Source organism: Granulibacter bethesdensis (assembly GCF_001889525.1).
Taxonomy (GTDB): Bacteria; Pseudomonadota; Alphaproteobacteria; order Acetobacterales; family Acetobacteraceae; genus Granulibacter; species Granulibacter bethesdensis_C.
The window spans coordinates 1,305,490-1,328,017 of sequence record NZ_CP018192.1 but is presented as its reverse complement, the minus strand read 5'-3'; the positions used below and the strand labels follow the sequence as shown (position 1 = coordinate 1,328,017).

The window sequence follows — 22,528 nt, the reverse complement described above, 5'->3', positions numbered from 1 at the left end:
CAAAATATCCTTCGGAATTGCTTAATGCTCAGGCATTTTATTAGCATTATGGCTTATGTGAGGCCAGACGGGATCATCTTTATGAAGAGCAAAAAGATTTATCTTGTCTTCAAAATAATTATAATTGTTACTATTAAGAAATTTGTAAATTTCAACAGGATCGGATTTCGCCATTTCAAGGAACAGAATTGGACGAGATTTTTCAATGGTTTTTTGGGCTCCCCGCAGAGCTTCAATCTCCATCCCCTCGATATCAAGTTTGATAAAGTCGACACGATCAAGCTCAAGAGAATCAATGCTTAGCATGGGTATTTTTACCCCATCCGAGGGTGCATAAGAAATAGGCTGGCCGATAAATTCCCCATCTGGCCGTTGTTTGATTTCAAAACTACCGAAACTACCAGCGGAAAAATAATCAGGTTGGGGAATAGTTAATTCACCCACGTTTTCACCAATAGCTGCCAGCTTTGCACGGGCATTCAGGCAGTTATTGATGACGATATTGCCAGCCAGAGCATAATAGACAACTTCCTGAGCTTCAAAGCTCAGGACTCGGCCCCAACCAGTCATGTGTCTAGCCCATTCCACAGTGTGCACACCTATATTCGCACCACCATCAATGGCAAAAACCCCATCTCCAAAATAATGTCTGCGCAATGTCAGAAGATTTAACAGCAATTCCACTTCATAGCTATTAAAGCTCGAATCTCGCAATATATCGTGACCGACACCGTAAATAGTTTCGGGACTAATGATATGATGGTCATTTCGATTAAGAATCATGGTTCCGTGGTCGGTCGATGTCAGTATGAATGCGATAGGGCGGCGTATAGGACGTGACATAAGCTAAGCCTTTTGGTTGAAGTTAATCGTTTAATTGTGAGTGATTGTAATAATTTTCAAAGGTATAACCAGGCAACTGTAAGTCGCATAAGATATATTATGGAAACTTAATAAGCAGACAACATACAGACCTCTACCTGCTTTATCCCTGAACCATGAAAGATCAGCCTTTTTCCCGCATCAGCCGGGCCTTGTCCCGCTGCCAGTCCCGGGAGGCAATGGCGGCACGTTTGTCGGCCTTGTTACGTCCTTCAGCAACGCCCAGCAGCACCTTGGCCATGCCGCGCTCGTTGAAATGGATCTGGAGCGGCACGACTGTCTGTCCCTGTTTCTGAACAGCCCCGAGCAGATGGTTGATCTGCTTGCGCTTGAGCAGCAGCTTGCGCGGAGAACGCGGCTCGAACCGGGACAGCACACCACCCTGATATTCCGGGATATAGGCGTTGAACAGGAACATCTCGCCGTCCCGTTCTCCCGCCCAGGCTTCGCTTAACGTCGCGCGGCCATGCCGGAGGGATTTGACCTCTGGTCCTTTGAGCACAAGCCCTGCCTCGACCGTTTCCTTGATGGTGTAGTCGAAACGCGCCTTACGGTTTTGGGCAGCGACGCCATGGCTGATCAGCCCGGATTTGCCGCTTTTTTTCTCCGCCATATGATTGATTATCCGACCGATTGGGGCAGCAGACCGACTTCAGTCATTGCCTCGCGAACCCGTTCAGCAGCAGCCGGGCTGATCGGCGCCATTGGCAAACGGCAGCGAGCCGCTGTCAGGCCGAGTAGAGAGGCTCCATATTTGACGGGCACGGGATTGCTTTCCACAAACATGGCTTCATGCAGCGGATACAGACGCTGCTGAAGGGCCTGAGCATCCTTGATACGGCCCTCGGCCCATGCCGTCTGCATCTGGCTGCACAGTTTCGGAGCGATGTTGCCCGTCACACTGATACACCCCGCGCCACCGGCAGCCAGATAAGCCACGGCTGTCGGGTCCTCACCAGAGAGCTGGATGAAATCATCACCGCACAGGCGACGTGTCTGAAGCGGCTTCACCAGGTTGGCTGTCGCATCCTTGACGCCAACAATGTTCGGATGACGGGCCAGACGGGCCATGGTTTCGATCGACATCTCGACCACGCTGCGACCAGGGATATTGTAGATGTAGATCGGCAGTTCGACGGCATCGGCAATAGCCATGTAATGTAAGTACAGGCCTTCCTGAGTCGGCTTGTTGTAATAGGGCGTGACCACCAGAGCAGCATCGGCGCCCGCCTGTTTCGCATGGCGAACCAGATCAATGGCTTCCGTCGTGCTGTTCGATCCGGCTCCAGCCATCACAGGGACGCGGCCTTTGGCGACTTCTACCGTGATTTCGACGACGCGCTTATGTTCATTATGCGTCAGGGTCGCTGATTCGCCGGTCGTTCCCACCGGAACCAGACCGTGCGTCCCTTCGGTGATCTGCCAGTCGACGAAGCGGGCCAGCGCTTCCTCATCCACCGATCCGTCCTCGCGCATGGGCGTGATCAGCGCGACAAGCGACCCCTTGAACATGGAAAGCTCCCTGAGACGAACCGGCCAGGCCTGCCGGCCCGGGTAACGCGGTATGTTGCGAAAACGCGGAAGCTAAGCGCGAGGGGGATGCGCCGCAAGATCGCCGCTTGCTACACTCCCTTGCAATGCTTTCCACCCTTCCTTCCAGACGCATGATTGTGAACGCGATGATCCCTTCCCTGTTGCGTATCCGCCAGGGGGTAACCCTTTGGGCAACTCTTCTGGCAGCCATTGCCCAGGCGGGATGCTCCACACGGCCATATGATGGCAGTATTACTCCACAATCCACTGATATTGTTGCAAAAAAATCCTCATTATCAGCATCAACAAGCACGATCGGTGCCCTGATACGCGCCGATCAATGGGATCAGGCCATGGCTGAGGCATCGGCACTCCCTGATCCGGTCGCGGTCAAGCTGGTCACATTTTACCGAGCATTGGCGCCCGGAGCGATGTCAGCCCCGGATATTGCCGCCTTCATGGCAGCCAATCCGGGTTGGCCGATGCAATCGACTCTGGCGCGCCGCCGCGATCAGGCCATTGTGGAAGAACAGGATAATGCCAAAGCGGCTGCTCTCTGCGACTCGCTGCATCCTGCTCTGGTCGATGCGCAGATTCGCTGTGCCGAGGCATGGAGCGCAACCGGAGCAACCAGCACCGCTCTGGACCAGATCAGAACACTGTGGGCCGAGGGCAAAGGCAATCAGACGCAGGAGACTTTAATCCGGCAAAAATGGAGTCAGGCCTTAACGGCAAACACCCAGAAAGCCCGCTATCAAGCCCTTCTGCTGACCAATATGGAGGCGGCTTTCCGCCAGATTCCATATTTGCCCGCCTCTGATCGTGCCAATGCCACGGCCCTCGCTGCGCTGTGGCGTAAGGAACCGGCCGCTCTATCGTTGTTCAACGCCCTGCCGGGAGAGGCGAAATCCTCACCCGTGATGGTGCTGGCCAGAGCACGCTATCTGCGCCTGACCGATCATAATCAGGATGCGGCGTCATTCTGGAAACAGAATGGTGATACCGCGGAACAGGCGGAGTTCGCCGCTCATAACGCTGTCTTCCGGCAGGAGCGCGCAAACCTCGCCCGGGCCTTGCTGAAAGATGGCGGCGAAGACAATGCCAGGCTGGCTTTCGAGGTCATCACGGGGGGCAGTGCCTCAACCCCTGTACAAAAGGCAGAAAGCAATTTTCTGGCCGGTTTTATCGCGCTCCGTTTCCTGCATGATCCTGCTGCTGCGGAAAATCGTTTTCGTTCGTTGCTCTCGGCAGGCAACGCCGTGTTGACCTTGTCACGGGCGCATTACTGGCTTGGGCAGGCCGCACAGGCCCGTGGTGATGAGGCAACGGCGAAGGCTGAGTGGCTGCAGGCGGCAGCATGGCCTGTCACGTTCTATGGACAGCTTGGAGCCTTGCAGGCTGGAGAATCGCCAACCAGCCTGGGGCGGCGTATCCGCTCCCTGCCTGATCCGGGCTGGAGCAGTGCGCAGCTGGAATCCTATTCCGGACAGGAGTTAGTCAGAGCCGCTCTGCTGCTGATTTCATGGGAAGAAGGCCGCCGGGCACGCGTTTTCCTGTTGCAGGCAGACGAGGCCGAGGCTGGTCATCAACTGCCTGCCGGAACCGTCCACACACTGACGGCGCATCTGGCGATACAGGCAGGTTTGCCGGATGTCGCGGTCTTTGTGGCCCGCCGGATGGGCCGTGATGGGGCCATGCTTCCAGTTACCGGCTGGCCGCTGGATGCACCCATCGAACAGAGTGTAACCCCGGTGCCGCTGACACTGGGGATCATTCGTCAGGAAAGCAGCTTCGATCCACAAGCAGAAAGCCCTGCCGGAGCACGGGGCTTGATGCAGTTGATGCCTGCGACCGCCAGTCAGGTCGCCCGAACACTGGGCATTCCCGTCTCATCCGGGCAGCTTTTCAGTGATCCAGCACTGAATGTCCGGCTGGGCAGTACCTATCTGCAAGGGCTGCTGAAACGCTTTGGGCAGGCCGCGCCACTGGCGATCGCCGGATATAATGCCGGTCCTCATCGGGTTGATGCATGGCAGACGGATTACGCCAGCATCCAGAACCCAATCGACTGGATCGAGTTAATTCCGTTCAACGAAACTCGCAACTATGTCGAAAGAGTGATTGAAAATACGATGGTTTATCGTGCGAAACGCAATGATCCATTGATGGAGCCGCCCTTGCTGTCTGCTCCCGCCTTGGCACGGTGAAGGGTTCCATGAATATTCCCCGTTTCATTGCCAGCGGCTTCGGTTCCGGGCTGATCATCATGCAGGGGGCTGGAACCGTTGGTACGGCCTTCGCGCTGATTGCTGGAGCCTTCCTCTGGTGGGTATCCCCACTGTTGCTGGGCTTTGCCGCTCTGGCAGCCTGTCTGGGGGGCTGGTGGGCCGTGCGGGCCTGCGGAGCACTCAATGATCCCGGCTGGGTCGTCATCGACGAATTTGCCGGGATGTGGATTACAATGCTGGCCCTACCCCTTCATCCCACAACCGCAGCCCTTGCTCTGGCGTTTCTGATTTTCAGGGTTCTGGACATTACGAAGCTTGGTCCAATCGGCTGGGCGGATCGGAAGAAAGATGCGATGGGCGTGATGGGCGATGATATTCTGGCCGGAATTGCAGGGGCGTTGATCCTTGTTTGCATACGGCTGGCTTCACCTCATCTGCTTGGATAATATTTTTTATTATCAAGGGAGTAAAATGCCATGATCGAGGATTCTATCATCCGAGAGGCGATCGCGTTGGTCGAGGATTTCGCCCGGCGTGGTAAAGTTGTGGCCACGGCGGAGAGCTGCACAGGCGGCCTGATCGCCGCGACCCTGACCGCCATATCCGGTGCCAGCGCAATGTTTGATCGTGGCTTTGTAACCTACTCCAACGCGTCGAAAAGCGAGATGCTCGGCGTGTCGCTCTCCCTGATCGAGGAAGTGGGCGCCGTAAGTGAAGAAGTGGCTCTGGCGATGGCCCAAGGGGCACTGAATGCCTCCCATGCCGAGTTTGCGTTGTCTGTCACAGGGATTGCTGGCCCTACCGGAGAAAGTGAAGGTAAGCCGGTCGGGCTGGTCTGGTTTGGCTTGTCCCGCCGGCTGCATGGCTCAATCACGGAATCGCGGGTTTTCTCCGGCAACCGCACCGAGGTCAGGGCTGCCACGGTCGTGCATGCCCTGCATATGCTGCGGGAAGCTGCCAGAGATTAAGACCTAACGGCTTGAACGGTCCAGCCGCAATGTCATGCAGTAAGCCCCACCACCAGACATGATGTAAGGTGTTAGATCTGTCTCCCGGACCACATAGCCACGCTCCGACAGTCTTGCCCGCAGCCGCTCCGCCGCCTGTGCCATGACAACAGTCTGGCCGATATTAACCGCGTTCACACAAAAACGGTTGGCATCTTCCTTATCAGCCACCAGGCGATGCTCAGGCGCGACATGTGCCTCGATCGCTGACAGGGAAGCAGGGGTAAAGGCGGGAGGATAATACAATACATCTCCGCCGCTCAGCGGACAGAAACATGTGTCCAGATGATAGAATTGCGGGGTTGCCAGCTCCAGTGTGACAACATCCTGCGCGAAATAGCGGGCGACGGCCTGCACCCCTTCCCGGTTGCTGCGCTGGCCAAAACCGGTCCAGAAAAATCCGCGGCGCCGATCCCAGATTGCATCCCCGGCCCCTTCCTGCACGGCACCTTCAGGAAGAAAAGCGATATCCTGCAAAATACCACGTTCTTTCAGGCTTTCGAATGCGGCCAGAAAATATGGCTCTTCACCCTGACGCTGTGGATGGAGAAAGCGGGCCAGCAGCATGCGTCCATCCAGCACCGTTCCGGCATTGGCGGGAAAAACCATGTCAGGCAGGCCGGGCGCACCGGGAATGATCTCAAGACTGGCACCGCAGGCCCGTAAATGTTCCACCAGTCTGTCAGCGGATTTTTTTGCAGCAGCGGCATTGGTCTCCGCGTCTGCCGCCCAGCTATCCGGGTCCATCCAGGGATTGATAGCGTAGGAGACTGTGTAATGCGCAGGATCCGTCAACAGAATCAGGGGAGTCTCGGCGGCCTGACCGTTAAGTTGCTGAATCATAATCGCTCCTTGTTTTCAAAGCTGGCCAGCGATCATAACACCTTGCCACGGTCAGGCCGTTATCGTCATGCGATTACAATTCAGTGTGCTGCGGGAGCAGAAGGGGTAGTTGTTGCGGTTGGAGCAGCCTTGGCAGCGGCTTCAGCAGCTTTCTTCGCCTTACGCTCGGCACGGCGTTCCTTTTGATAGGCATGAATGTCGTCAAGCGTCACATAGCCTTTGGCGGTTTTGTCGATCTTCGCAAAATCCCGAGCGACAAATGGCATGCCTTTTTGCGCTTGTTCGGGTGTCAACTTGCCATCATGGGTGGTGTTGGCATCCTCGAAACGCTGTGCCAGCGTACGATGGCGGTGATCTTTCGGCTTTTCCGCGGCTGCCGAGGAAGGAGCAGAAGCAACCGGTGCAGAAGTGGCAGCAGGTGCATTTCCGGTCTGATCAGCCGCAACGGACGGTTGGGAAACCGTCAGACCAGCCAGTAAAAGGCTCAGCGCCAGAGATGAAGGTAGCAGCGATACAAATCGCATGGTTTTCAATCCTTGTTCGGTTCGGCCAGATCGACCTCATCAACCAAGAATTGATTTATTTCCACATCATGTCGATAGCGAGGCGGCTTTATGGCACGATTGAGAAAAGATCAGTCCCCAGGGCGCATCAGCCACTGACAGGCGCGGTGCTTCCAGTTTCTGTGGCTACCCTGCCCTGATCAGGCGTCACGTCGTACAGATTTTCCGCCCGTTTCAGGAAAGCATTGACCATACGCCGCACCGTTTCCGTAAAAACGGTGCCGATAGCTGCCTGAAGCAGCCGGTTGCGGAATTCAAAATCCACAAAAAAATCAATGGTGCAGCCATTGGCATGCGGGATGAATGTCCAGCGATTGTTCAGATAGCGGAACGGGCCGTTTTCATACCGCACATCGATCCGCTCCGGTCGATGCAACCCGACGCGGCTGGTGAAGGTTTCGCGGAACGGACCGAAACCAATCGTCAGATCGGCAATCATCAGGGTTTCAGTCCGGCTTCTGACCCGCGCCCCGACGCACCATGGCAGAAATTCGGGATAACGCCCGACATCCGCCACCAGATCGAACATCTGTGCAGCCTGATAGGGGACGGATTTGCGTTCGGCGTGTTTGGGCATCAGGCAATCCGCTGCTGCTGTTCCATTCGGGCCGCGCGCAGAGCCTCAAAATCGGCATCGGCGTGATAGGAGCTACGGGTCAACGGCGAGGATGAAACCATCAGGAAGCCTTTCGATCGAGCCATGGAGGCATAATCCGAAAATTCATCCGGTGTCACGAACCTATCCACGGCCGCATGCTTGGGGGTCGGCTGCAAATACTGTCCCAGCGTGATGAAATCGACCTCTGCAATGCGCAGATCATCCATGACCTGCGCGATTTCAGCCCGATCTTCCCCCAACCCGACCATCAATCCCGATTTGGTAAAAATAGACGGATCCAGTCGCTTGACCTGATCCAGCAGGCGCAAAGACTGAAAATACCGCGCCCCAGGCCGGATGGTGGGGTAAAGCCGGGGAACGGTTTCCAGATTATGGTTAAAAACGTCCGGACGAGCCTCCACCACGCTCTCGGCAGCACCCGGTTTGCGCAGGAAATCCGGGGTCAACACCTCAATCGTGGTCTCTGGCGCCGCCAGTCTGACAGCCTTTATCACCGCCGCGATATGCGCAGCACCGCCATCACTCAGATCGTCCCGATCCACGGAGGTAATCACCACATGGCGCAGCCCCAGCCTCGCCACTGCATCTGCTACCCGTAATGGCTCATCGCTATCCAGAGCCTCTGGCAGGCCGGTTTTGATGTTGCAGAAGCTGCATGCCCGCGTGCAGGTATCGCCCATGATCATCATGGTGGCGTGACGCTGGCTCCAGCATTCACCGATATTGGGGCAGGCTGCTTCCTCACACACCGTGGTGAGACGGTTTTCCCTCATCAGCGCCTGTGTCTGGTGATAGACAGGATGGTTCGGAGCCTTGACCCTGATCCATGATGGTTTCGGCTGCGACGGATTATCCGGGCGGTGCTGTTTCTCCGGGTGCCGGACGCCAGCCTCATGCCGGCCACCCTGCCGGTGATCAATCAGAACGCGCGTGACCATGGCACGGCTCCGTAAACGCAAAACGGGAGATGGGACGCGCGTGCTGTCCCGTCAACCCGCTTGGCAGCGTGATCAGAAATGAAGGGCACGACCATACGCATCCAGCACGGCCTCATGCATGGTCTCGCTGACAGTAGGATGCGGGAACACCGTGTGCATCAGCTCGGCTTCTGTGGTTTCCAGAGTGCGGGCGATGGTAAAGCCCTGAATCATTTCCGTCACCTCCGGCCCGACCATATGCGCGCCGAGCAATTCCCCTGTTTTGGCGTCGAAAATGGTTTTGGTCAGCCCCTCTGCCTTCCCCATCGCAATCGCCTTGCCATTGCCGATAAAGGGGAAGCGTCCCACCCTGACTTCATAACCGCGTTCCCGCGCCTTTGCCTCCGTCAGGCCGACCGAGGCAATTTGAGGGCGACAATAGGTGCAGCCGGGAATATTGGTGATATCGAGCGGATGCACATCCAGCCCTGCAATCGCCTCGACACACAACACGGCCTCATGACTGGCCTTGTGCGCCAGCCATGGGGGGCCGGTCAGATCGCCGATGGCATACACGCCGTCTTCTCCGGTGCGGCCAAGCCCGTCTGTGACGATATGGGTTTTTTCGATGGTGATGGCCGTGCCTTCCAGCCCCAGATTTTCGACATTGCCGACAATCCCGACCGCGGCAATGATCCGATCCACGGTAAGAGAGTGTTTTTTGCCGGCTGCCTCGAAGGAGATTGTGACCTCATCCCGGCCCTTTTCCACCTTCCCGATTTTCACGCCGGTATGGATGGTCATGCCCTGCGCCTCGAAGGATTTGCGGGCGAAGGCGGCTATTTCTTCATCCTCAGCCGGCAGGATGCGATCGACCGCTTCCAGCACCGTGACCTCGGAGCCGAGTGAACGGTAGAAACTGGCGAATTCGATGCCGATTGCGCCCGACCCTACCACCAGGAGGCGCTTCGGCAGGGCTTTCGGCACCATCGCCTCACGATAGCTCCAGATCAGCGCACCATCCGCCTCCAGCCCCGGCAATTGCCTTGCCCGTGCGCCGGTCGCCAGCACGATATGCGGCGCTTCCAGCGTGGCGACAGGCTGCCCGTCTTTCGACACATCCAGCCGATGCCGCCCGGACAGTTTTGCATGCCCGTCGAACACCGTAACCTTGTTCTTTTTCAGCAGGTGCTTGACCCCCGCTGAAAGCTGTCCGGCCACGGCACGGGAGCGTTTCACCACCACATCAAGATCGTAACGGATATTGTCGGCCGCAAAACCGAACTCGGACAGATGATGCAGCAGATGGTTGATTTCTGCCGCCCGTAGCAATGCCTTCGTGGGAATACAGCCCCAGTTGAGGCAGATACCCCCCAGATGCGCCCGCTCCACCAGCGCGGTTTTCATCCCTAACTGGGCCGCACGGATGGCCGCGACATAGCCGCCCGGACCACCACCGACGACAATCAGATCGAATACCGTGTCCGCCATATCCTAATCCTCCGCGAGACGCTCAAGCGCCTCCCCCGTCACGCGCTGGACTGTCCATTCCTCCATGCCGACAGCACCCATGCGGCGATAGAAGGTGATGGCATCCTCATTCCAGTCCAGCACGGCCCATTCGAACCGTCGTAACCCTTCCTGCACCGCAATCCGGGCCAGAGACGTGAAAAATCCTTGTGCGATGCCACGCCGGCGGAACGGCGGATCGACATACAGATCCTCCAGATAAATCCCATGCCGTCCGGTGAAGGTGCTGAACGTATAATACCAGACAGCAACGCCGACCGGCTTTCCCTCCACACAGGCAAGCAGCGCGAACACGCGGGGAAACGCGCCAAAAAATGCCTGTTCGAAATCCTCTTCGGTCGCAACCGCTTCATGGGATAGCTGCTCGAACGCCGCCAGATCACGGATGAAGCGCACGAGATGCTGAACGTCTCCCCGGTTTGCCTCGCGAATCAGGAAACGTTCTTTTGTCAGGATCACCCGACTCACAGCAGCAGACTCAATGGGTCTTCAACGATCTGCCGGAACGCACCCAGCCATTGCGCCCCAAGCGCGCCATCCACCACGCGATGATCCACCGACAGGGTGCAACTCATTACTGTGGCAACGGCCAGGGCTCCATCCCTAACCACCGGGCGCTGCTCACCGGCCCCCACCGCCAGAATGGCGGCCTGCGGAGGATTAATGATTGCCGCAAAGTCGCGCACGCCATACATGCCGAGATTCGAAATGGAGAAGCCACCCCCCTGATAGTCCGAAGGTTGCAACCCGCCCTTGCGCGCTCTCGCCGCCAGTTCCTTCATTTCCGTGCTGATGGCGACGACGCCCTTGCGGTCGGCCTGACGGATAATCGGGGTTATAAGCCCGTCGGGAATGGACACGGCAACGCTGATATCCACATCCTCGAACAGCAGGATTCCGTCCTCGCTCCACGCAGCATTGACGCCCGGCACGCGGCGAAGGGCCAGTCCCGCCGCCTTGATGATCAGATCATTCACGGAAAGCTTGAACGCCCCCTCCTGTCCTTCCGCCGGAGAGCGGGCATTCAAATCGGCACGCAGCTTCAGCAGCGCATCCAGTGCGACATCCATCGTCACATAGAAGTGCGGGATGGTCTGCTTGGCCTCGGTCAGACGACGGGCAATGGTGCGGCGCATGCCGGAATGAGGCACCAGCTTATGAGCTGCACCCGTTGCCGCCGGAGCAGCAGTAGATGCCGAAGCCGGTTTTCCACCATTTCCCTTCGCTTTTTCGACATCCGCTCGGAGAATACGGCCGGAGGGCCCACTGCCGGTCAGTGATGTCAGATCAATTCCGGCCTCCTTTGCGATACGCCGTGCGAGCGGAGACGCAAAGATACGGTTTTCTGTTCTGTCCGGCCCTGAAGAGGCAATGGCCTTCGGTTCCGGTTTCGCAGGAACGGAGCTTTCAGTGGCAGGACTGGCAGAAGCCTTGGCGGGAGCCGGAATATCCCCCTGATCGGGTACAGCCTCCCCTTCCTCGACCAGAATGGCGATAGCGGCGTTGACGGCCACACCCCCGGTTCCGTCCGGCACCAGAATACGACCGAGCACGCCCTCATCGACGGCTTCGACCTCCATGGTGGCCTTGTCGGTCTCGATTTCGGCGATCACGTCGCCAGCGGTGATGGTATCGCCTTCTTTCTTGAGCCAGCGCGCCAGAGTACCTTCCGTCATGGTCGGGCTGAGCGCGGGCATCAAAATAGTGGTTGCCATGGCTCAGCGTGCCCCCTGCATGGAGCGATTGACCGCATCCACAACCCATTCAGGCTGCGGCAAGGCCAGCTTTTCCAGATTGGCGGCATAGGGTAGCGGCACATCCAGCCCGTGCACCCGGATCGGCGGAGCATCCAGCCAGTCGAAACAATACTCCATGATCTGCATGGCGATTTCCGCGCCAATACCGGCAAACGGCCAGCCTTCTTCCACCGTGACCAGGCGGCTGGTCTTCTTCACACTGCGCACGATGGTATCGGTATCCAGCGGTCGCAAGCTGCGCAGATTAATCACTTCCGCCGAGATGCCTTGCTCCGCCAGCTGCTCCGCTGCTTTCAGCGCCGTCCCGACTGCAATGCTGAAGGCGACGATTGTCACATCCGTCCCGACACGCTCTATTTTCGCACGGCCAATGGGCAGGACGAAATCCTCATCCACCGGGCAATCAAAACTCTGGCCGTAGAGAATTTCATTCTCCAGCACGATCACCGGGTTGGGATCACGAATGGCAGCGCGCAACAGCCCCTTGGCATCCGCCGAGGACCATGGCGCCACCACTTTCAAACCGGGCACATGGGCGTACCAGCTTGCATAACACTGGCTATGCTGGGCCGCGACCCGGCTGGCCGCGCCGTTCGGTCCCCGGAACACGATGGGACAACTCATCTGACCGCCCGACATATACCGTGTCTTCGCAGCGGAATTGATGATCTGGTCAATGGCCTGCATGGCGAAGTTGAAGGTCATGAACTCGCAGATCGGCCGCAACCCGGCCATGGCCGCTCCCACGGCAAAACCCGCAAATCCATGTTCGGTAATCGGCGTGTCCATCACACGCTTTTCACCGAATTCGTCCAATAATCCCTGACTGACCTTGTACGCACCCTGATATTGCGCGACTTCCTCACCCAGCAGGAAAACGCGATCATCAGACCTCATCTCCGCTGCCATCGCATCCCGTAGGGCTTCGCGAACCGTGATCGGCTTCGTCGGACCCCAATCTTTTTCTTCGGCAGCGGATATGACGGTGGCTGGAGCAGTGGGAGGAGCTTTTAACGGCTCCTTCTGAGCTTCCTTGTCCTGCTGAGGCGCAGGGGGCGCCGATGACGTGGCCGGAGCCGCACTTTCGCCTTCCTCCACCAGCTCGGCAATTGGGGTATTCACCGCAACACCTTCTGCGCCTTCCTCGACAAGCAGACGGCTGATGCGCCCTTCATCCACGGCCTCGACTTCCATCGTGGCCTTGTCTGTTTCGATTTCAGCCACAACGTCACCGGCACTGATCGTATCCCCGGTCTTGACCAACCAACGTGCCAGCCGCCCCTCCGTCATGGTCGGGCTGAGCGCCGGCATTAAAATCTGCGTCGCCATCTTTATGCTTCCACCCCATCTTCGGCCAGAATATCGGTCCACAGTTCCGATTCATCCGGCTCCGGGCTTTCCTGAGCGAAAGTAGCTGCCTCGGCCACGCGCTTCTTGATCGCGTCCTCGATTTCTTTCAAAATAGTCTCATCCGTGCCGAGGGCGATCAGTTCCTGACGGGCATGATCAATGCAGTCACGCTCAGCCCGCATTTTCTGGATTTCCTCACGCGTCCGGTATTTGCCGGGATCAGACATGGAATGACCGCGATAGCGGTAGGTCTGCATTTCCAGCAGATACGGCCCCTTGCCAGAGCGGCAATGCGCGACGGCCTCCTGGGCAGCCTCATAGACGGCCTGTACGTCCATCCCGTCCACCTGACGGCCCGGAATGTTCCAGGGTGTGCCGTTTTGCGACAGATCATGAGACGCTGTGGCGCGATCAACGCTGGTACCCATGCCGTATTTGTTGTTCTCGATCACGAACAAAACCGGCAGCTTCAGCAAGGCGGCGAGATTATAAGTCTCATACACCTGCCCTTGGCTGGAAGCGCCATCGCCGTAATAAACGACACTGACGTTGCCATTGCCGCGATACTGATTAGCATAGGCGATACCGGCCGCAATCGGCACCTGTGCACCGACAATGCCATGGCCGCCGTAGAAATTCTTCTCCCGGCTGAACATGTGCATGGAGCCACCTTTTCCCCGGGAATAACCGTCCCAGCGCCCAGTCAGCTCAGCCATCACACCTTTCGGGTCCATGCCCGTTGCGAGCATATGCCCATGATCGCGGTAGGATGTGACGACCTGATCACCGTCCTCCAGTGCGGCCTGAATACCCACAACGACGGCTTCCTGACCGATATACAGGTGGCAAAAACCACCGATCAGCCCCATGCCGTATAATTGTCCCGCCTTTTCCTCGAAGCGGCGGATCAGCATCATATCCTGAAAAGCAGTCAGTAGTGCTTTCTGATCGAGCGGTCGCTGATCAGATATTTTTTGACCCCTGTTATCGGGTGTCCTGTTGCCTTTTGTGGCCTGCGTCATACGCGCCATCTCGGTCATTTCCTCCGGCACTCCGTCTCCAAGACGTAGCCGCAAGAAAATTGCGCGACAAGCGAGGAAAGCCCCCAAAAGGCTTATAAGTCAGTTGTTTAGAGAAGAAAGACCCGAGATTGCGCAACAATGCATTTTACAGTTCAGAAGGTGCCGCAAAAGGCGGTGCTGACGCATCAAGCTTTCGTCAAGCTTTGGGAAGAAACAGGTCAGAACAGTTTATCACCCTTGGGATACATCACTACGATATCGGTGGGATCAGCCAGATTGAGCATCGCCCGGGACCTTTCATCCAATGAATCGGTATCGAGACGAGATGAACCGAGGCCCTTGATCCGCCGCTCCCAAGAGGCAAGATCGGCTTTGGCAGCCGCAAGATCTTTTGCGGCCTGCATCATATCAGCCTGATGCTCATGGTAGGATTGCAAACCCAGATTGCCACGGGTGACGTTCCAACTGAAATATCCGAGCAGTGCCAGAAACACGGTGGGGGCCACCGCGCTTTTCAGCTTCCGTCTGACTGTCCGCATGAATGCCATTGCCTGCTCCCCTGCCCGGATCAAATGCAAGGCTGACATAAAGATAACGGGCAGCCCATCCTCTGACTGCCCGTTAAATCGTTTTCTAAACAGAAAACCAAACCATGTTGCAAAAACGCGGCGGCTTTATCCCAATTTGTTTCAGCCCCGCAAGATAGTGCGACCCGCATAACGGCCAGATGTGTCAAGATCCTGCTCAATACGGATCAGCTGATTATATTTCGCGGTGCGATCACTACGGGACAGGCTGCCGGTCTTGATCTGACCGCAATTGGTGGCAACAGCGAGGTCGGCAATGGTTGAATCCTCGGTTTCACCTGAACGATGGCTCATGACCGCTGCATAACCGGCGCGATGCGCGGTTTCCACGGCTTCCAGCGTCTCAGAGAGGGTACCGATCTGGTTGACCTTCACCAGAATCGCGTTGGCAGTTCCCAATGCGATGCCATGACGCAGACGATCCGGGTTGGTGACGAACAGATCATCGCCCACCAGCTGGACCTTGCGGCCAAGCGTATCGGTCAGCAGTTTCCAGCCTTCCCAGTCATCTTCGGCCAAACCATCCTCAATAGAGATGATCGGGAACTTCGCGGCCAGATCTTCCAGATAGCGGACCATTCCGGCCGCATCGAATTTTTTGCCTTCGCCTTCCAGATCATAGACCCCGTCCTTGAAGAACTCGGTCGCAGCGCAGTCCAGCGCAAAGGTGACGTCCTCGCCCGGACGATAGCCAGCCTTTTCACAGGCCTTAGTGATGAAGGAAAGAGCTTCTTCCGCCGATTTCAGACCGGGTGCAAAGCCGCCTTCATCCCCGACATTGGTGTTGTGCCCGGCTGCGCTCAGCTCTTTTTTAAGGGCGGCGAAGATTTCGGCCCCTACCCGCACTGCATCCGCAATCGTCGGTGCGGCAATCGGCTGGATCATGAATTCCTGAATGTCGATGGGGTTATCAGCATGCTTGCCACCATTCACGATGTTCATCATCGGCACCGGCAGGGTACGCGCATACACACCGCCAAGATAGCGATACAGCGGAACGCCCTGATGATTCGCAGCAGCCTTGGCGGTGGCCAGAGAAACAGCCAGCATCGCATTAGCGCCCAGACGGGATTTGTTAGGTGTGCCGTCAACGGCAATCAGGGTTTCATCGATGCGAAGCTGCTCGGAGGCATCCATGCCACCAATGGCCTCAAAGATCTCGCCTTCCACAAAGCTGACGGCATGCAGCACGCCCTTGCCGCCATAGCGGCTTTTATCCCCGTCACGAAGTTCGACAGCTTCATGCGCACCGGTGGAAGCACCGGACGGTACAGCGGCACGGCCCTGAGCGCCGCTTTCAAGGGTGACATCGACCTCAACCGTGGGATTACCCCGGCTGTCGAGAATTTCGCGGGCGATGATATCTGCGATTGCGGCCATTGCGGTATCCCGTGCTTTGTCTCTCGGCGTTTAAAGCCGGGCGAATGGTGCTGTTGCAGGGATTTGAACCCTGGACCTCTCCCTTACCAAGGGAGTGCTCTACCCCTGAGCTACAACAGCGCCAGCACGCAGCATTCCGCCGCGGCGCGGTTCCTACCCCCTCTCCGCACACAGCGCAAGCCCCGTCATGCAGGCTTTTTGCGTGGTCAGGACAGAAAGCAGCCAGTTCGGGAGGTTATATAGCTGAAAAAGCTGGTTAGATGATCACTACCGTGATCTCTACCCCCATGATGACTGCTGAGCGCCTGCAGGTTTACTAGACGAACAGGCTCAGGACTCGCTGCGGATACAGTATGTGATTATGGCTGCGATGCAGCTCATAGCGAGGTGCAGTGCTTTGCCAGTTCTTGGGATCCGAACATGTTTGTATGCATTGGCAATGCTGATAACGCGTCCAGCCTGCCGCAGATTCATCAGATCCAATATGGATAAGCCCCTTTTTACAAAGGCCTATCCCTGGTGTCGTTTTACAGGATGGCAACCAGCGTCAGGCAGACGCCGAATCACTCCCACTCGATTATAAACGGTATAAATATTTGTTTTAATTTCAATGCATTGAAAGACCGCGTATCGCTAATACCATGAAAAATGCCATTCTCAACCTGAAGGCGATTTTCCGGCAAGCGTGCGACGTCGAAGTCGATGTATGGCTACCCTGCGCGCGTCCGAAACCAAAGATACAACAAGCCGATCGGCGCGATGAACAGGGCGAAGGCCCATAGGAGGCCGTTGATGAACACCTTGAGGATCAGGGCAATGAGCCCGTTGATAAAAAAGACATTCCCACCCAGCGCCACGTCGCGCAGCTCGTCCCAAACGAGCTTTGCAAACGGGAATAGCAACGAACAGATGAAGAGATAAGCGAGCGACAGATACCTGTCGGTCCCGCCGTGATCGCTGGGCGCATGAAACCTCACCCAGGCAACCAGGGCTAACAGCGCGAAGCCGATCACGTAGGCGCGGACCACATAGGCGGGCTGCAACGCGCCAACGGTGCGAAAAAAAAAAGCTCATCACTCCACCCTCTCCCGACTGAGGTTTTATTGCCAGCCCCCGGCTGCACTCCCGTTAGCGGCTCCGAGCAGAATACCTCCATTTCAGACGCGAACGTAGAGAGAACAAAGGCTCTTGTAAAGTGACTCTTTACAGGGCACAATTGACGCATAGCCGCGCTATAGGAGGCCGGTCGTATGAGAGTTGCAGTCCAGATCGATCCGGCCCATCCGGGCGGGTTCGTAAAAAGTAAGGTTGTCGAAGCCAACGGCCTGTCTGTGACCGACGCCGCACAGGCGCTTGGCGTAACGCGGCCGGCGCTGTCGGCGCTGCTGAACGGCCGCGCTCACCTCACGCCGGAAATGGCGCTTCGCATCGAGAAGGCTTTCGGCGTGCCGCTCGATGAGCTTATGCGGATGCAGAACAGCTTCGATATCGCGCAAATGCGGAAACGCGCGGATGACATCAAGGTCGCGCCCTTTCGGCCGAAAGCGGCTAGGGCACGTCCAGGGGGGAACGCATGACAACAACCAACTACGACGCGCTGCTACAGCTCGTCGGGGACCAGAAGGATCTCTGGAACGATTTTGAGGCGATCTTTCCAAACGAAAAGTCCCTCGTAGCCGCCGCACTCGCGCTTGGCGCAGAAGAGCTTGGCGCGTTATCCAAAGAAGAGTCGACTCTTGCACGCGGCGCCGCCGGCAAAGCACCTTCGCGTTCGGTCGTGGCAAAGATCAGGGAGCTGATTCGCGAGGGGTATGACCCGCTAGGCGAAGCCTTTTGCGCGCTGCGCGCGCCGGAGGAGCGGCGCGACCAAGGCGCGACCTATACGCCGGCCCCGATTGTGCGCACGATGGTCGACTGGGCCTCGGGCAGGCCTGCACCAGCCCGCGTCGTCGATCCGGGTGTCGGTTCCGCGCGCTTCCTTGTGGATGCCGCAAAGACTTTTCCTAAAGCCGAGCTAGTCGGCATCGATATCGACCCTCTCGCTGCGCTGATGGCACGCGCCAATCTTGCGGTCAGCGGCCATGCCGATCGCTCGCGCATCGTCCTCGGAGATTTCCGGCGGTTTTCCGATCAGGTCGATGGCCGCACGCTCTACATCGGCAACCCGCCTTATGTGCGCCACCACCAGATCACGCCGAAATGGAAAAATTGGCTATTCGACGAAGCGCTGGAGCTTGGCTTCTCCGCCAGCAAGCTTTCTGGCCTGCATGTCTACTTTTATCTAGCAACTGCTCGCAGCGCGAAGTCGAAGGACTACGGAGCGTTCATCACCGCCGCCGAATGGCTCGACGTGAATTATGGCGCCCTCGTGCGATCCCTCATCCTCAAGAATCTCGGCGGCCAAAGCGTGACCGTGATCGAACCGACAGCGCAACCATTCCCCGATGCCGCGACCACGGCCGCCATTACAACCTTCGAGATTGGTGCCAAACCGGCCTCAGTATTTTTCCGGCGTATAGACGAGCTGAAGAACCTCGACAGCCTCGGCAAGGGTCGCAAGGTACACCGCGACCGGCTCGCTGTAGAATCTCGTTGGTCGCATCTTACGCGCGCGCCCGAGAAGCCGCCCGAAGGCTATGTTGAGCTAGGCGAGCTGTGCCGCGTCCATCGCGGGACTGTCACAGGTGCGAATGACGTATGGATTGCGGGCGATCATAGCCAAGGCTTACCCGACTCTGTCCTCTTTCCGACCGTAACGCGCGCTCGGGAAGTGCTCGATGCAGGCGGCCTCCTGGCGGACGCGGCGCGGCTCAAGCGCGTGATCAACCTGCCGCCCGATCTCGATATGCTCGATGCGGCCGAGCGCAAGGCGGTCATGAAATTCCTGAAGATCGCGCGTGCTATGGGTGCACCCAAGGGTTACATCGCCAGCCACCGCAGGGCTTGGTGGTCGGTCGGCCTGCGAGCGGCCGCGCCGATCATCTCCACCTATATGGCGCGGCGGCCGCCCGCTTTCGTCATCAACAAGGCCGATGCACGACATATCAACATCGCGCATGGCCTCTATCCGCGCGAAAATCTGACGGAAAAGGTGAAGAAGGCACTCGTCGATTATCTGCAAGTCAATATCTCACAGCGCTCAGGCCGCACTTATGCCGGCGGCCTCACGAAGTTCGAACCGCGTGAGATGGAACGTCTGATCGTCCCAAGCCCCGCCTTGCTGGCAGCGGGGATTACGGCATGATTGATCCGCCGATATGGACGAGCGAGCAGCTCGACGAAGAGCGTGCCAAGTCGAGCGCGGCCTTCTCAAAGGAGCGCCTTGAAGAACCGCTGGAAGACTATCTGGAAGCCTTCGATCAGTATCAAGGCTATGTCGAAGAAGTGCTTGAAACGACGGTTGACCTAACCGATTTCGAAACCTCGGCGCTTGATGTCTTGGGAGACCCGCGCCTGCTCGAAGCGTTCCGCTATCTTGCCGCGCCGCCGATTTCAACCGACGACCTGAAAGTGTTGGCTGATGCCAGCTCTCTCACGAAAAGCCGCCTCAAGAACTCACCGGCAGACGTGCAACGCCTAATCGGCGTGGTGCGCCAGGTGCTTGATCGCAGACGCTTTGCATGGGTAGTCGAAAACCGCGAGCCCACTGAAGCAGAACGCAATGCGGCCGTTCTCGCTTCAGCTGCGCTCATGGCCGCGAGCCGCACGCAGACGAGCCGGCGCAATAAAGGCAAAGAGCAGCAGGAAGCTGCGGTGAAAGCTGCGCTGCGCGACCTCGGCTTTACCGAAGTACCCTCCCGCCTGATCGCAACGCTGCAGCACGCGCCGGCGCCCGGTGAATTCTGCGGCGAAAGCCGTCTCGGCACGCGCAAGGGCGATATCATTGTCGGCCTGTGGGATCAGCGCATCATGCCGATCGAGTGCAAGGTGTCGAATTCTTCGACGAATTCAGTGAAGCGACTCAACAACGACGCCGCCGTCAAGGCGGTGCGCTGGCGCGAGGATTTCGGTCGCCTGCAAGTGGTGCCGAGCGCAATGCTCAGCGGGGTCTATAAGCTGCACAACCTCGTTGAAGCCCAGTCGCGTGGTCTGACCATTTTCTGGGCACATGACCTCAAGGCGCTGACGGATTGGATAGCCAGCACTCAGCCCTGATAGAGGACAAGCCGATAGGCCGCGAAGTCTTGCACGGTGCAAGACCTCGCCGCCTTTCAGGCATCGTCGTTGAGTTGGAAGCGGAGCTTGAATCCTGCCGCCGTGGCGATACCCACCAAGGCATCCAACGAGAACTTGTCCAGCTTGCCGCGCATTAACTCATCGAGCCGAGGGCGCGTCAGCCCGAGGCGGTGCGCCGCTTCCTTTGGAGGAATGTCCCACGTCTTCAGCTTGGCGGCGATCGCGGACATCAAATCAGAGCGGAGCGTGAGGTTCGCGGCTTCTTGTTCGGTGTCAGCCAGCGCATCCCACACGTTTGCATAAGACTCGATTTTCATAGGCCGATTACATCCGTACCGATATGCTGTTGGGGAATCAAAGTCTTGCACCGTGCAAGACCTTAGTCGTTATCATTGAACCGAGCCGCTCGTCTGCGAGGCTGTCGTTTGCGCACGGTTTCGGCTGCGCGCGCCGCTGCGCCTTGGTGTGGCGGGTAAACGCCCGATTGCACCGCGACATTCAGCGCCCTTGCGATCTGATTGACGTTGTTTCCGATCGCGCGGACCTCGCGCGCCAGCTCCCGCAGCGCGTCCGACTCGGCTGGGTTCCATTGTGGCTTGCTGGTTAGGTGGACGATCGCGAGCGACCGAACCCAGTTCGCCGGGCTTGTCCCATGCGCCTCGGCGGCCTCCGCCAGCGCGCGCCGCTCGTGAGCCTTCAACCGGATTCCAATCTGCTGGCCTCGGCCGACGCCGGCCGGGGTGAGTTTCGATCGGGCAGGGTTTGCACCGTGCAAGCCCTCGGCCTCGCCGTTCACTGCCTCCACGATCAGGCGGCGCAGCGCCGCCGCTTTGCCGCCGTCCGGCCGCGCCCATGCCTCGAACCGCTCGGCGAGCTCGGCGGGAACATAGGTTCCGACCATCTTCTGACCGGGCAAGGCCGGCATGGGCTGCACCTCCGTTTTATACCTGCTAACACCAAACATATCCTGCCCTAGTCCCAAATCTTTCCATCCTATTCGTTCGTCAGGTAGTTAGGGCAGGAGAAAAAGAAGGGACGCCGCATCGAAGTCTTGCACCGTGCAAGACCTCAGTAGAGCAACTAGCTGTCGGAAAGGGAGCCGCCGGTCGTTCGCCGGACGCGCTGATAGATTGCGCCCCCCCCAGCCCCGATGCCGCGCCCCACGGTCGAGCTTGCCAAGTGGCCGGCCCCTAGAACGCCGCTCCGACCGGCGCGATGAGTGCCGCCGTCCGCACCAACCATTCTCTGGCCGGTCGTACCGCTCGCCATCGCCAAGCCTCGTGCGAGCGCCCCAGTATGGAAATGCAGGCCGCCGGAGAGCGATGTTGCAACGCCGGGAAGTTGAAAGGCCACGAAACCGGCGACACCAAAGAAGATGACACCGGCCAACAAAACCTCGACCCGACCGATCAAGTCCGTCTCGGACATGAGCGCGATCTGGCCGGCGACCCGTTGCTCCACCGTGAGGACAATGAACAGCAGCACAATCGTTGTGATTTGCAGGATCACACACGAGATCAGCGAACCGATCCAGCGTTCGAAAATCGAGCGCGTGGCGGGGAAAAGCACGAGACCAATCAGCAGCGGACCAATGGCGATGTAAAGCGCCAGGATGATCCGCGAAATCAGCCAGATCGCGAAAGCAACGACGGTCGAGACGATGGCGACAATCCAGAAGGCGACGATGATAATTTGCGAGAGAAAATCGTGCCATGACACGGTGCGCCACACGTCGACCCCTGCGCCCAGCGCTTTGGTCCACACAGCATCGAAGGTGTTGGCGTCGATCGTCGTTACACCACCAGAGGTCAGCGCGCCCGCGAGCCCTTGGGGCAATGTCGTGAAAAAGAAATCATAGACATATTGCTGATAGATGCCGGCGCCAGTCAGGAACCAAACGACGAGCGCCATCTTGAGCAAGCGGCCGAGCAAGGCGGAGCCGGCTTCGTCGGCCTGGCCGCGAATGATGAGGATGCCCGTAAGGGCGATATACAGCACCAAGGCGACTTTGAGCGGCGCACTCACGAACGACAGAAAAGCGTTCATCACCTGAGCAACGGCACTCACGAGCGGCGTCTCTACCTGCGAAACGATGTAGGCGAATATTTGCCACTGAATATTGCCGCCCATGCTG

General features: G+C 57.9%; 24 protein-coding genes and 1 tRNA gene. 6 read left to right on the top strand and 19 right to left on the bottom strand.

Annotation, left to right across the window (positions count from 1 at the left end):
• Nucleotides 1–21: 21 nt before the first annotated feature.
• The 3 genes from GbCGDNIH6_RS06105 to dapA form a co-directional block, all read right to left on the bottom strand.
• Entirely contained in the window at nucleotides 22–843 is an 822-nt protein-coding gene (locus GbCGDNIH6_RS06105) for an FkbM family methyltransferase (protein ID WP_072563221.1), read from the bottom strand.
• A gap of 163 nt (nucleotides 844–1,006) precedes the next feature.
• Entirely contained in the window at nucleotides 1,007–1,495 is a 489-nt protein-coding gene (gene smpB, locus GbCGDNIH6_RS06100) for an SsrA-binding protein SmpB (RefSeq protein WP_025286616.1), read from the bottom strand.
• Nucleotides 1,496–1,503: 8 nt separating this feature from the next.
• Nucleotides 1,504–2,394 (bottom strand): 4-hydroxy-tetrahydrodipicolinate synthase, encoded by an 891-nt coding sequence (gene dapA, locus GbCGDNIH6_RS06095; protein ID WP_072563220.1) that lies wholly within the window; start codon nucleotides 2,392–2,394, stop codon nucleotides 1,504–1,506.
• Nucleotides 2,395–2,501: 107 nt separating this feature from the next.
• Here dapA and GbCGDNIH6_RS06090 point away from each other — a divergent pair, with 107 nt between their 5' ends.
• The 3 genes from GbCGDNIH6_RS06090 to GbCGDNIH6_RS06080 are packed head-to-tail and all read left to right on the top strand — an operon-like array spanning nucleotide 2,502 to nucleotide 5,611.
• Nucleotides 2,502–4,622, top strand: a complete 2,121-nt coding sequence (locus GbCGDNIH6_RS06090; RefSeq protein ID WP_157692338.1) for a lytic transglycosylase domain-containing protein — start codon at nucleotides 2,502–2,504, stop codon at nucleotides 4,620–4,622.
• A gap of 8 nt (nucleotides 4,623–4,630) precedes the next feature.
• On the top strand, nucleotides 4,631–5,089 hold the full coding sequence (locus tag GbCGDNIH6_RS06085; protein ID WP_072563218.1) for a phosphatidylglycerophosphatase A family protein: 459 nt from the start codon (nucleotides 4,631–4,633) through the stop codon (nucleotides 5,087–5,089).
• A 30-nt stretch (nucleotides 5,090–5,119) separates the two neighbouring features.
• The gene (locus tag GbCGDNIH6_RS06080; RefSeq protein WP_072563217.1) at nucleotides 5,120–5,611 is read left to right on the top strand and encodes a CinA family protein; all 492 of its coding nucleotides are present in this window, start codon (nucleotides 5,120–5,122) and stop codon (nucleotides 5,609–5,611) included.
• Between the two features lie 3 nt (nucleotides 5,612–5,614).
• Here the strand turns inward: GbCGDNIH6_RS06080 and GbCGDNIH6_RS06075 are convergent, their stop codons facing one another.
• The 13 genes from GbCGDNIH6_RS06075 to GbCGDNIH6_RS06015 all read right to left on the bottom strand — a co-directional run bounded on the left by GbCGDNIH6_RS06075 (nucleotide 5,615) and on the right by GbCGDNIH6_RS06015 (nucleotide 17,261).
• The gene (locus GbCGDNIH6_RS06075; RefSeq protein WP_072563216.1) at nucleotides 5,615–6,493 is read right to left on the bottom strand and encodes a dimethylarginine dimethylaminohydrolase family protein; all 879 of its coding nucleotides are present in this window, start codon (nucleotides 6,491–6,493) and stop codon (nucleotides 5,615–5,617) included.
• A gap of 80 nt (nucleotides 6,494–6,573) precedes the next feature.
• Complete coding sequence (locus tag GbCGDNIH6_RS06070; RefSeq protein WP_072563215.1) at nucleotides 6,574–7,017, bottom strand: hypothetical protein; 444 nt, start codon at nucleotides 7,015–7,017, stop codon at nucleotides 6,574–6,576.
• A 127-nt stretch (nucleotides 7,018–7,144) separates the two neighbouring features.
• Entirely contained in the window at nucleotides 7,145–7,633 is a 489-nt protein-coding gene (locus GbCGDNIH6_RS06065; RefSeq protein WP_072563214.1) for a type II toxin-antitoxin system RatA family toxin, read from the bottom strand.
• Nucleotides 7,633–8,613 carry a lipoyl synthase gene (lipA, locus tag GbCGDNIH6_RS06060; RefSeq protein WP_072563213.1) on the bottom strand — a complete coding sequence of 327 codons (981 nt, stop codon included), beginning with the start codon at nucleotides 8,611–8,613 and terminating at the stop codon, nucleotides 7,633–7,635. The genes GbCGDNIH6_RS06065 and lipA overlap by 1 nt, the downstream gene beginning before the upstream one ends.
• Before the next feature lie 72 nt (nucleotides 8,614–8,685).
• Nucleotides 8,686–10,083, bottom strand: a complete 1,398-nt coding sequence (lpdA, locus tag GbCGDNIH6_RS06055) for a dihydrolipoyl dehydrogenase (RefSeq protein WP_072563212.1) — start codon at nucleotides 10,081–10,083, stop codon at nucleotides 8,686–8,688.
• Nucleotides 10,084–10,086: 3 nt separating this feature from the next.
• Complete coding sequence (locus tag GbCGDNIH6_RS06050) at nucleotides 10,087–10,590, bottom strand: GNAT family N-acetyltransferase (protein ID WP_198355820.1); 504 nt, start codon at nucleotides 10,588–10,590, stop codon at nucleotides 10,087–10,089.
• Nucleotides 10,587–11,837: a pyruvate dehydrogenase complex dihydrolipoamide acetyltransferase gene (locus GbCGDNIH6_RS06045; protein WP_072563211.1), complete on the bottom strand. Its 1,251-nt coding sequence runs from the start codon at nucleotides 11,835–11,837 to the stop codon at nucleotides 10,587–10,589. The genes GbCGDNIH6_RS06050 and GbCGDNIH6_RS06045 overlap by 4 nt, the downstream gene beginning before the upstream one ends.
• A gap of 3 nt (nucleotides 11,838–11,840) precedes the next feature.
• A complete protein-coding gene (locus GbCGDNIH6_RS06040) occupies nucleotides 11,841–13,208 on the bottom strand; it encodes a pyruvate dehydrogenase complex E1 component subunit beta (RefSeq protein ID WP_072563210.1) in 1,368 nt (455 codons plus the stop codon).
• A gap of 2 nt (nucleotides 13,209–13,210) precedes the next feature.
• Nucleotides 13,211–14,260 (bottom strand): pyruvate dehydrogenase (acetyl-transferring) E1 component subunit alpha, encoded by a 1,050-nt coding sequence (gene pdhA / locus GbCGDNIH6_RS06035; protein WP_072564399.1) that lies wholly within the window; start codon nucleotides 14,258–14,260, stop codon nucleotides 13,211–13,213.
• 209 nt (nucleotides 14,261–14,469) lie between these two features.
• A complete protein-coding gene (locus tag GbCGDNIH6_RS06030; RefSeq protein ID WP_157692337.1) occupies nucleotides 14,470–14,790 on the bottom strand; it encodes an FtsB family cell division protein in 321 nt (106 codons plus the stop codon).
• Between the two features lie 150 nt (nucleotides 14,791–14,940).
• Entirely contained in the window at nucleotides 14,941–16,218 is a 1,278-nt protein-coding gene (gene eno / locus GbCGDNIH6_RS06025) for a phosphopyruvate hydratase (protein WP_072563209.1), read from the bottom strand.
• Between the two features lie 45 nt (nucleotides 16,219–16,263).
• Nucleotides 16,264–16,338: transfer RNA gene (locus GbCGDNIH6_RS06020), tRNA-Thr, on the bottom strand.
• Nucleotides 16,339–16,928: 590 nt separating this feature from the next.
• Entirely contained in the window at nucleotides 16,929–17,261 is a 333-nt protein-coding gene (locus GbCGDNIH6_RS06015; RefSeq protein ID WP_072563208.1) for a hypothetical protein, read from the bottom strand.
• Nucleotides 17,262–17,468: 207 nt separating this feature from the next.
• Between GbCGDNIH6_RS06015 and GbCGDNIH6_RS06010 the strand changes: the two genes are divergently transcribed.
• The 3 genes from GbCGDNIH6_RS06010 to GbCGDNIH6_RS06000 are packed head-to-tail and all read left to right on the top strand — an operon-like array spanning nucleotide 17,469 to nucleotide 20,373.
• On the top strand, nucleotides 17,469–17,795 hold the full coding sequence (locus GbCGDNIH6_RS06010; RefSeq protein WP_072563207.1) for a HigA family addiction module antitoxin: 327 nt from the start codon (nucleotides 17,469–17,471) through the stop codon (nucleotides 17,793–17,795).
• Nucleotides 17,792–19,462, top strand: coding sequence for an Eco57I restriction-modification methylase domain-containing protein (locus tag GbCGDNIH6_RS06005; RefSeq protein ID WP_081369987.1), 1,671 nt, complete (start codon nucleotides 17,792–17,794; stop codon nucleotides 19,460–19,462). Before GbCGDNIH6_RS06010 ends, GbCGDNIH6_RS06005 begins: the two co-directional genes overlap by 4 nt.
• Nucleotides 19,459–20,373: a XamI family restriction endonuclease gene (locus GbCGDNIH6_RS06000; RefSeq protein WP_072563206.1), complete on the top strand. Its 915-nt coding sequence runs from the start codon at nucleotides 19,459–19,461 to the stop codon at nucleotides 20,371–20,373. The genes GbCGDNIH6_RS06005 and GbCGDNIH6_RS06000 overlap by 4 nt, the downstream gene beginning before the upstream one ends.
• Nucleotides 20,374–20,429: 56 nt before the next feature.
• Here GbCGDNIH6_RS06000 and GbCGDNIH6_RS05995 read toward each other — a convergent pair whose 3' ends face one another.
• The 3 genes from GbCGDNIH6_RS05995 to GbCGDNIH6_RS05985 form a co-directional block, all read right to left on the bottom strand.
• Entirely contained in the window at nucleotides 20,430–20,711 is a 282-nt protein-coding gene (locus GbCGDNIH6_RS05995; protein WP_072563205.1) for a helix-turn-helix domain-containing protein, read from the bottom strand.
• 62 nt (nucleotides 20,712–20,773) lie between these two features.
• Nucleotides 20,774–21,319: a plasmid mobilization protein gene (locus GbCGDNIH6_RS05990; protein WP_198355819.1), complete on the bottom strand. Its 546-nt coding sequence runs from the start codon at nucleotides 21,317–21,319 to the stop codon at nucleotides 20,774–20,776.
• A gap of 155 nt (nucleotides 21,320–21,474) precedes the next feature.
• A complete protein-coding gene (locus tag GbCGDNIH6_RS05985; RefSeq protein WP_072563203.1) occupies nucleotides 21,475–22,524 on the bottom strand; it encodes a TrbL/VirB6 family protein in 1,050 nt (349 codons plus the stop codon).
• Nucleotides 22,525–22,528: the final 4 nt, after the last annotated feature.

What these genes read in the sequence shown, in the direction of transcription:
- GbCGDNIH6_RS06105 (WP_072563221.1), bottom strand. Translation starts at nt 843, where the DNA reads ATGTCACGTCCTATACGCCGCCCTATCGCATTCATACTGACATCGACC.
- smpB (WP_025286616.1), bottom strand. Translation starts at nt 1,495, where the DNA reads ATGGCGGAGAAAAAAAGCGGCAAATCCGGGCTGATCAGCCATGGCGTC.
- dapA (WP_072563220.1), bottom strand. Translation starts at nt 2,394, where the DNA reads ATGTTCAAGGGGTCGCTTGTCGCGCTGATCACGCCCATGCGCGAGGAC.
- GbCGDNIH6_RS06085 (WP_072563218.1), top strand. Translation starts at nt 4,631, where the DNA reads ATGAATATTCCCCGTTTCATTGCCAGCGGCTTCGGTTCCGGGCTGATC.
- GbCGDNIH6_RS06080 (WP_072563217.1), top strand. Translation starts at nt 5,120, where the DNA reads ATGATCGAGGATTCTATCATCCGAGAGGCGATCGCGTTGGTCGAGGAT.
- GbCGDNIH6_RS06075 (WP_072563216.1), bottom strand. Translation starts at nt 6,493, where the DNA reads ATGATTCAGCAACTTAACGGTCAGGCCGCCGAGACTCCCCTGATTCTG.
- GbCGDNIH6_RS06070 (WP_072563215.1), bottom strand. Translation starts at nt 7,017, where the DNA reads ATGCGATTTGTATCGCTGCTACCTTCATCTCTGGCGCTGAGCCTTTTA.
- GbCGDNIH6_RS06065 (WP_072563214.1), bottom strand. Translation starts at nt 7,633, where the DNA reads ATGCCCAAACACGCCGAACGCAAATCCGTCCCCTATCAGGCTGCACAG.
- lipA (WP_072563213.1), bottom strand. Translation starts at nt 8,613, where the DNA reads ATGGTCACGCGCGTTCTGATTGATCACCGGCAGGGTGGCCGGCATGAG.
- lpdA (WP_072563212.1), bottom strand. Translation starts at nt 10,083, where the DNA reads ATGGCGGACACGGTATTCGATCTGATTGTCGTCGGTGGTGGTCCGGGC.
- GbCGDNIH6_RS06045 (WP_072563211.1), bottom strand. Translation starts at nt 11,837, where the DNA reads ATGGCAACCACTATTTTGATGCCCGCGCTCAGCCCGACCATGACGGAA.
- GbCGDNIH6_RS06040 (WP_072563210.1), bottom strand. Translation starts at nt 13,208, where the DNA reads ATGGCGACGCAGATTTTAATGCCGGCGCTCAGCCCGACCATGACGGAG.
- pdhA (WP_072564399.1), bottom strand. Translation starts at nt 14,260, where the DNA reads ATGGCGCGTATGACGCAGGCCACAAAAGGCAACAGGACACCCGATAAC.
- GbCGDNIH6_RS06030 (WP_157692337.1), bottom strand. Translation starts at nt 14,790, where the DNA reads ATGCGGACAGTCAGACGGAAGCTGAAAAGCGCGGTGGCCCCCACCGTG.
- eno (WP_072563209.1), bottom strand. Translation starts at nt 16,218, where the DNA reads ATGGCCGCAATCGCAGATATCATCGCCCGCGAAATTCTCGACAGCCGG.
- GbCGDNIH6_RS06010 (WP_072563207.1), top strand. Translation starts at nt 17,469, where the DNA reads ATGAGAGTTGCAGTCCAGATCGATCCGGCCCATCCGGGCGGGTTCGTA.
- GbCGDNIH6_RS06005 (WP_081369987.1), top strand. Translation starts at nt 17,792, where the DNA reads ATGACAACAACCAACTACGACGCGCTGCTACAGCTCGTCGGGGACCAG.
- GbCGDNIH6_RS06000 (WP_072563206.1), top strand. Translation starts at nt 19,459, where the DNA reads ATGATTGATCCGCCGATATGGACGAGCGAGCAGCTCGACGAAGAGCGT.
- GbCGDNIH6_RS05995 (WP_072563205.1), bottom strand. Translation starts at nt 20,711, where the DNA reads ATGAAAATCGAGTCTTATGCAAACGTGTGGGATGCGCTGGCTGACACC.
- GbCGDNIH6_RS05990 (WP_198355819.1), bottom strand. Translation starts at nt 21,319, where the DNA reads ATGCCGGCCTTGCCCGGTCAGAAGATGGTCGGAACCTATGTTCCCGCC.
- GbCGDNIH6_RS05985 (WP_072563203.1), bottom strand. Translation starts at nt 22,524, where the DNA reads ATGGGCGGCAATATTCAGTGGCAAATATTCGCCTACATCGTTTCGCAG.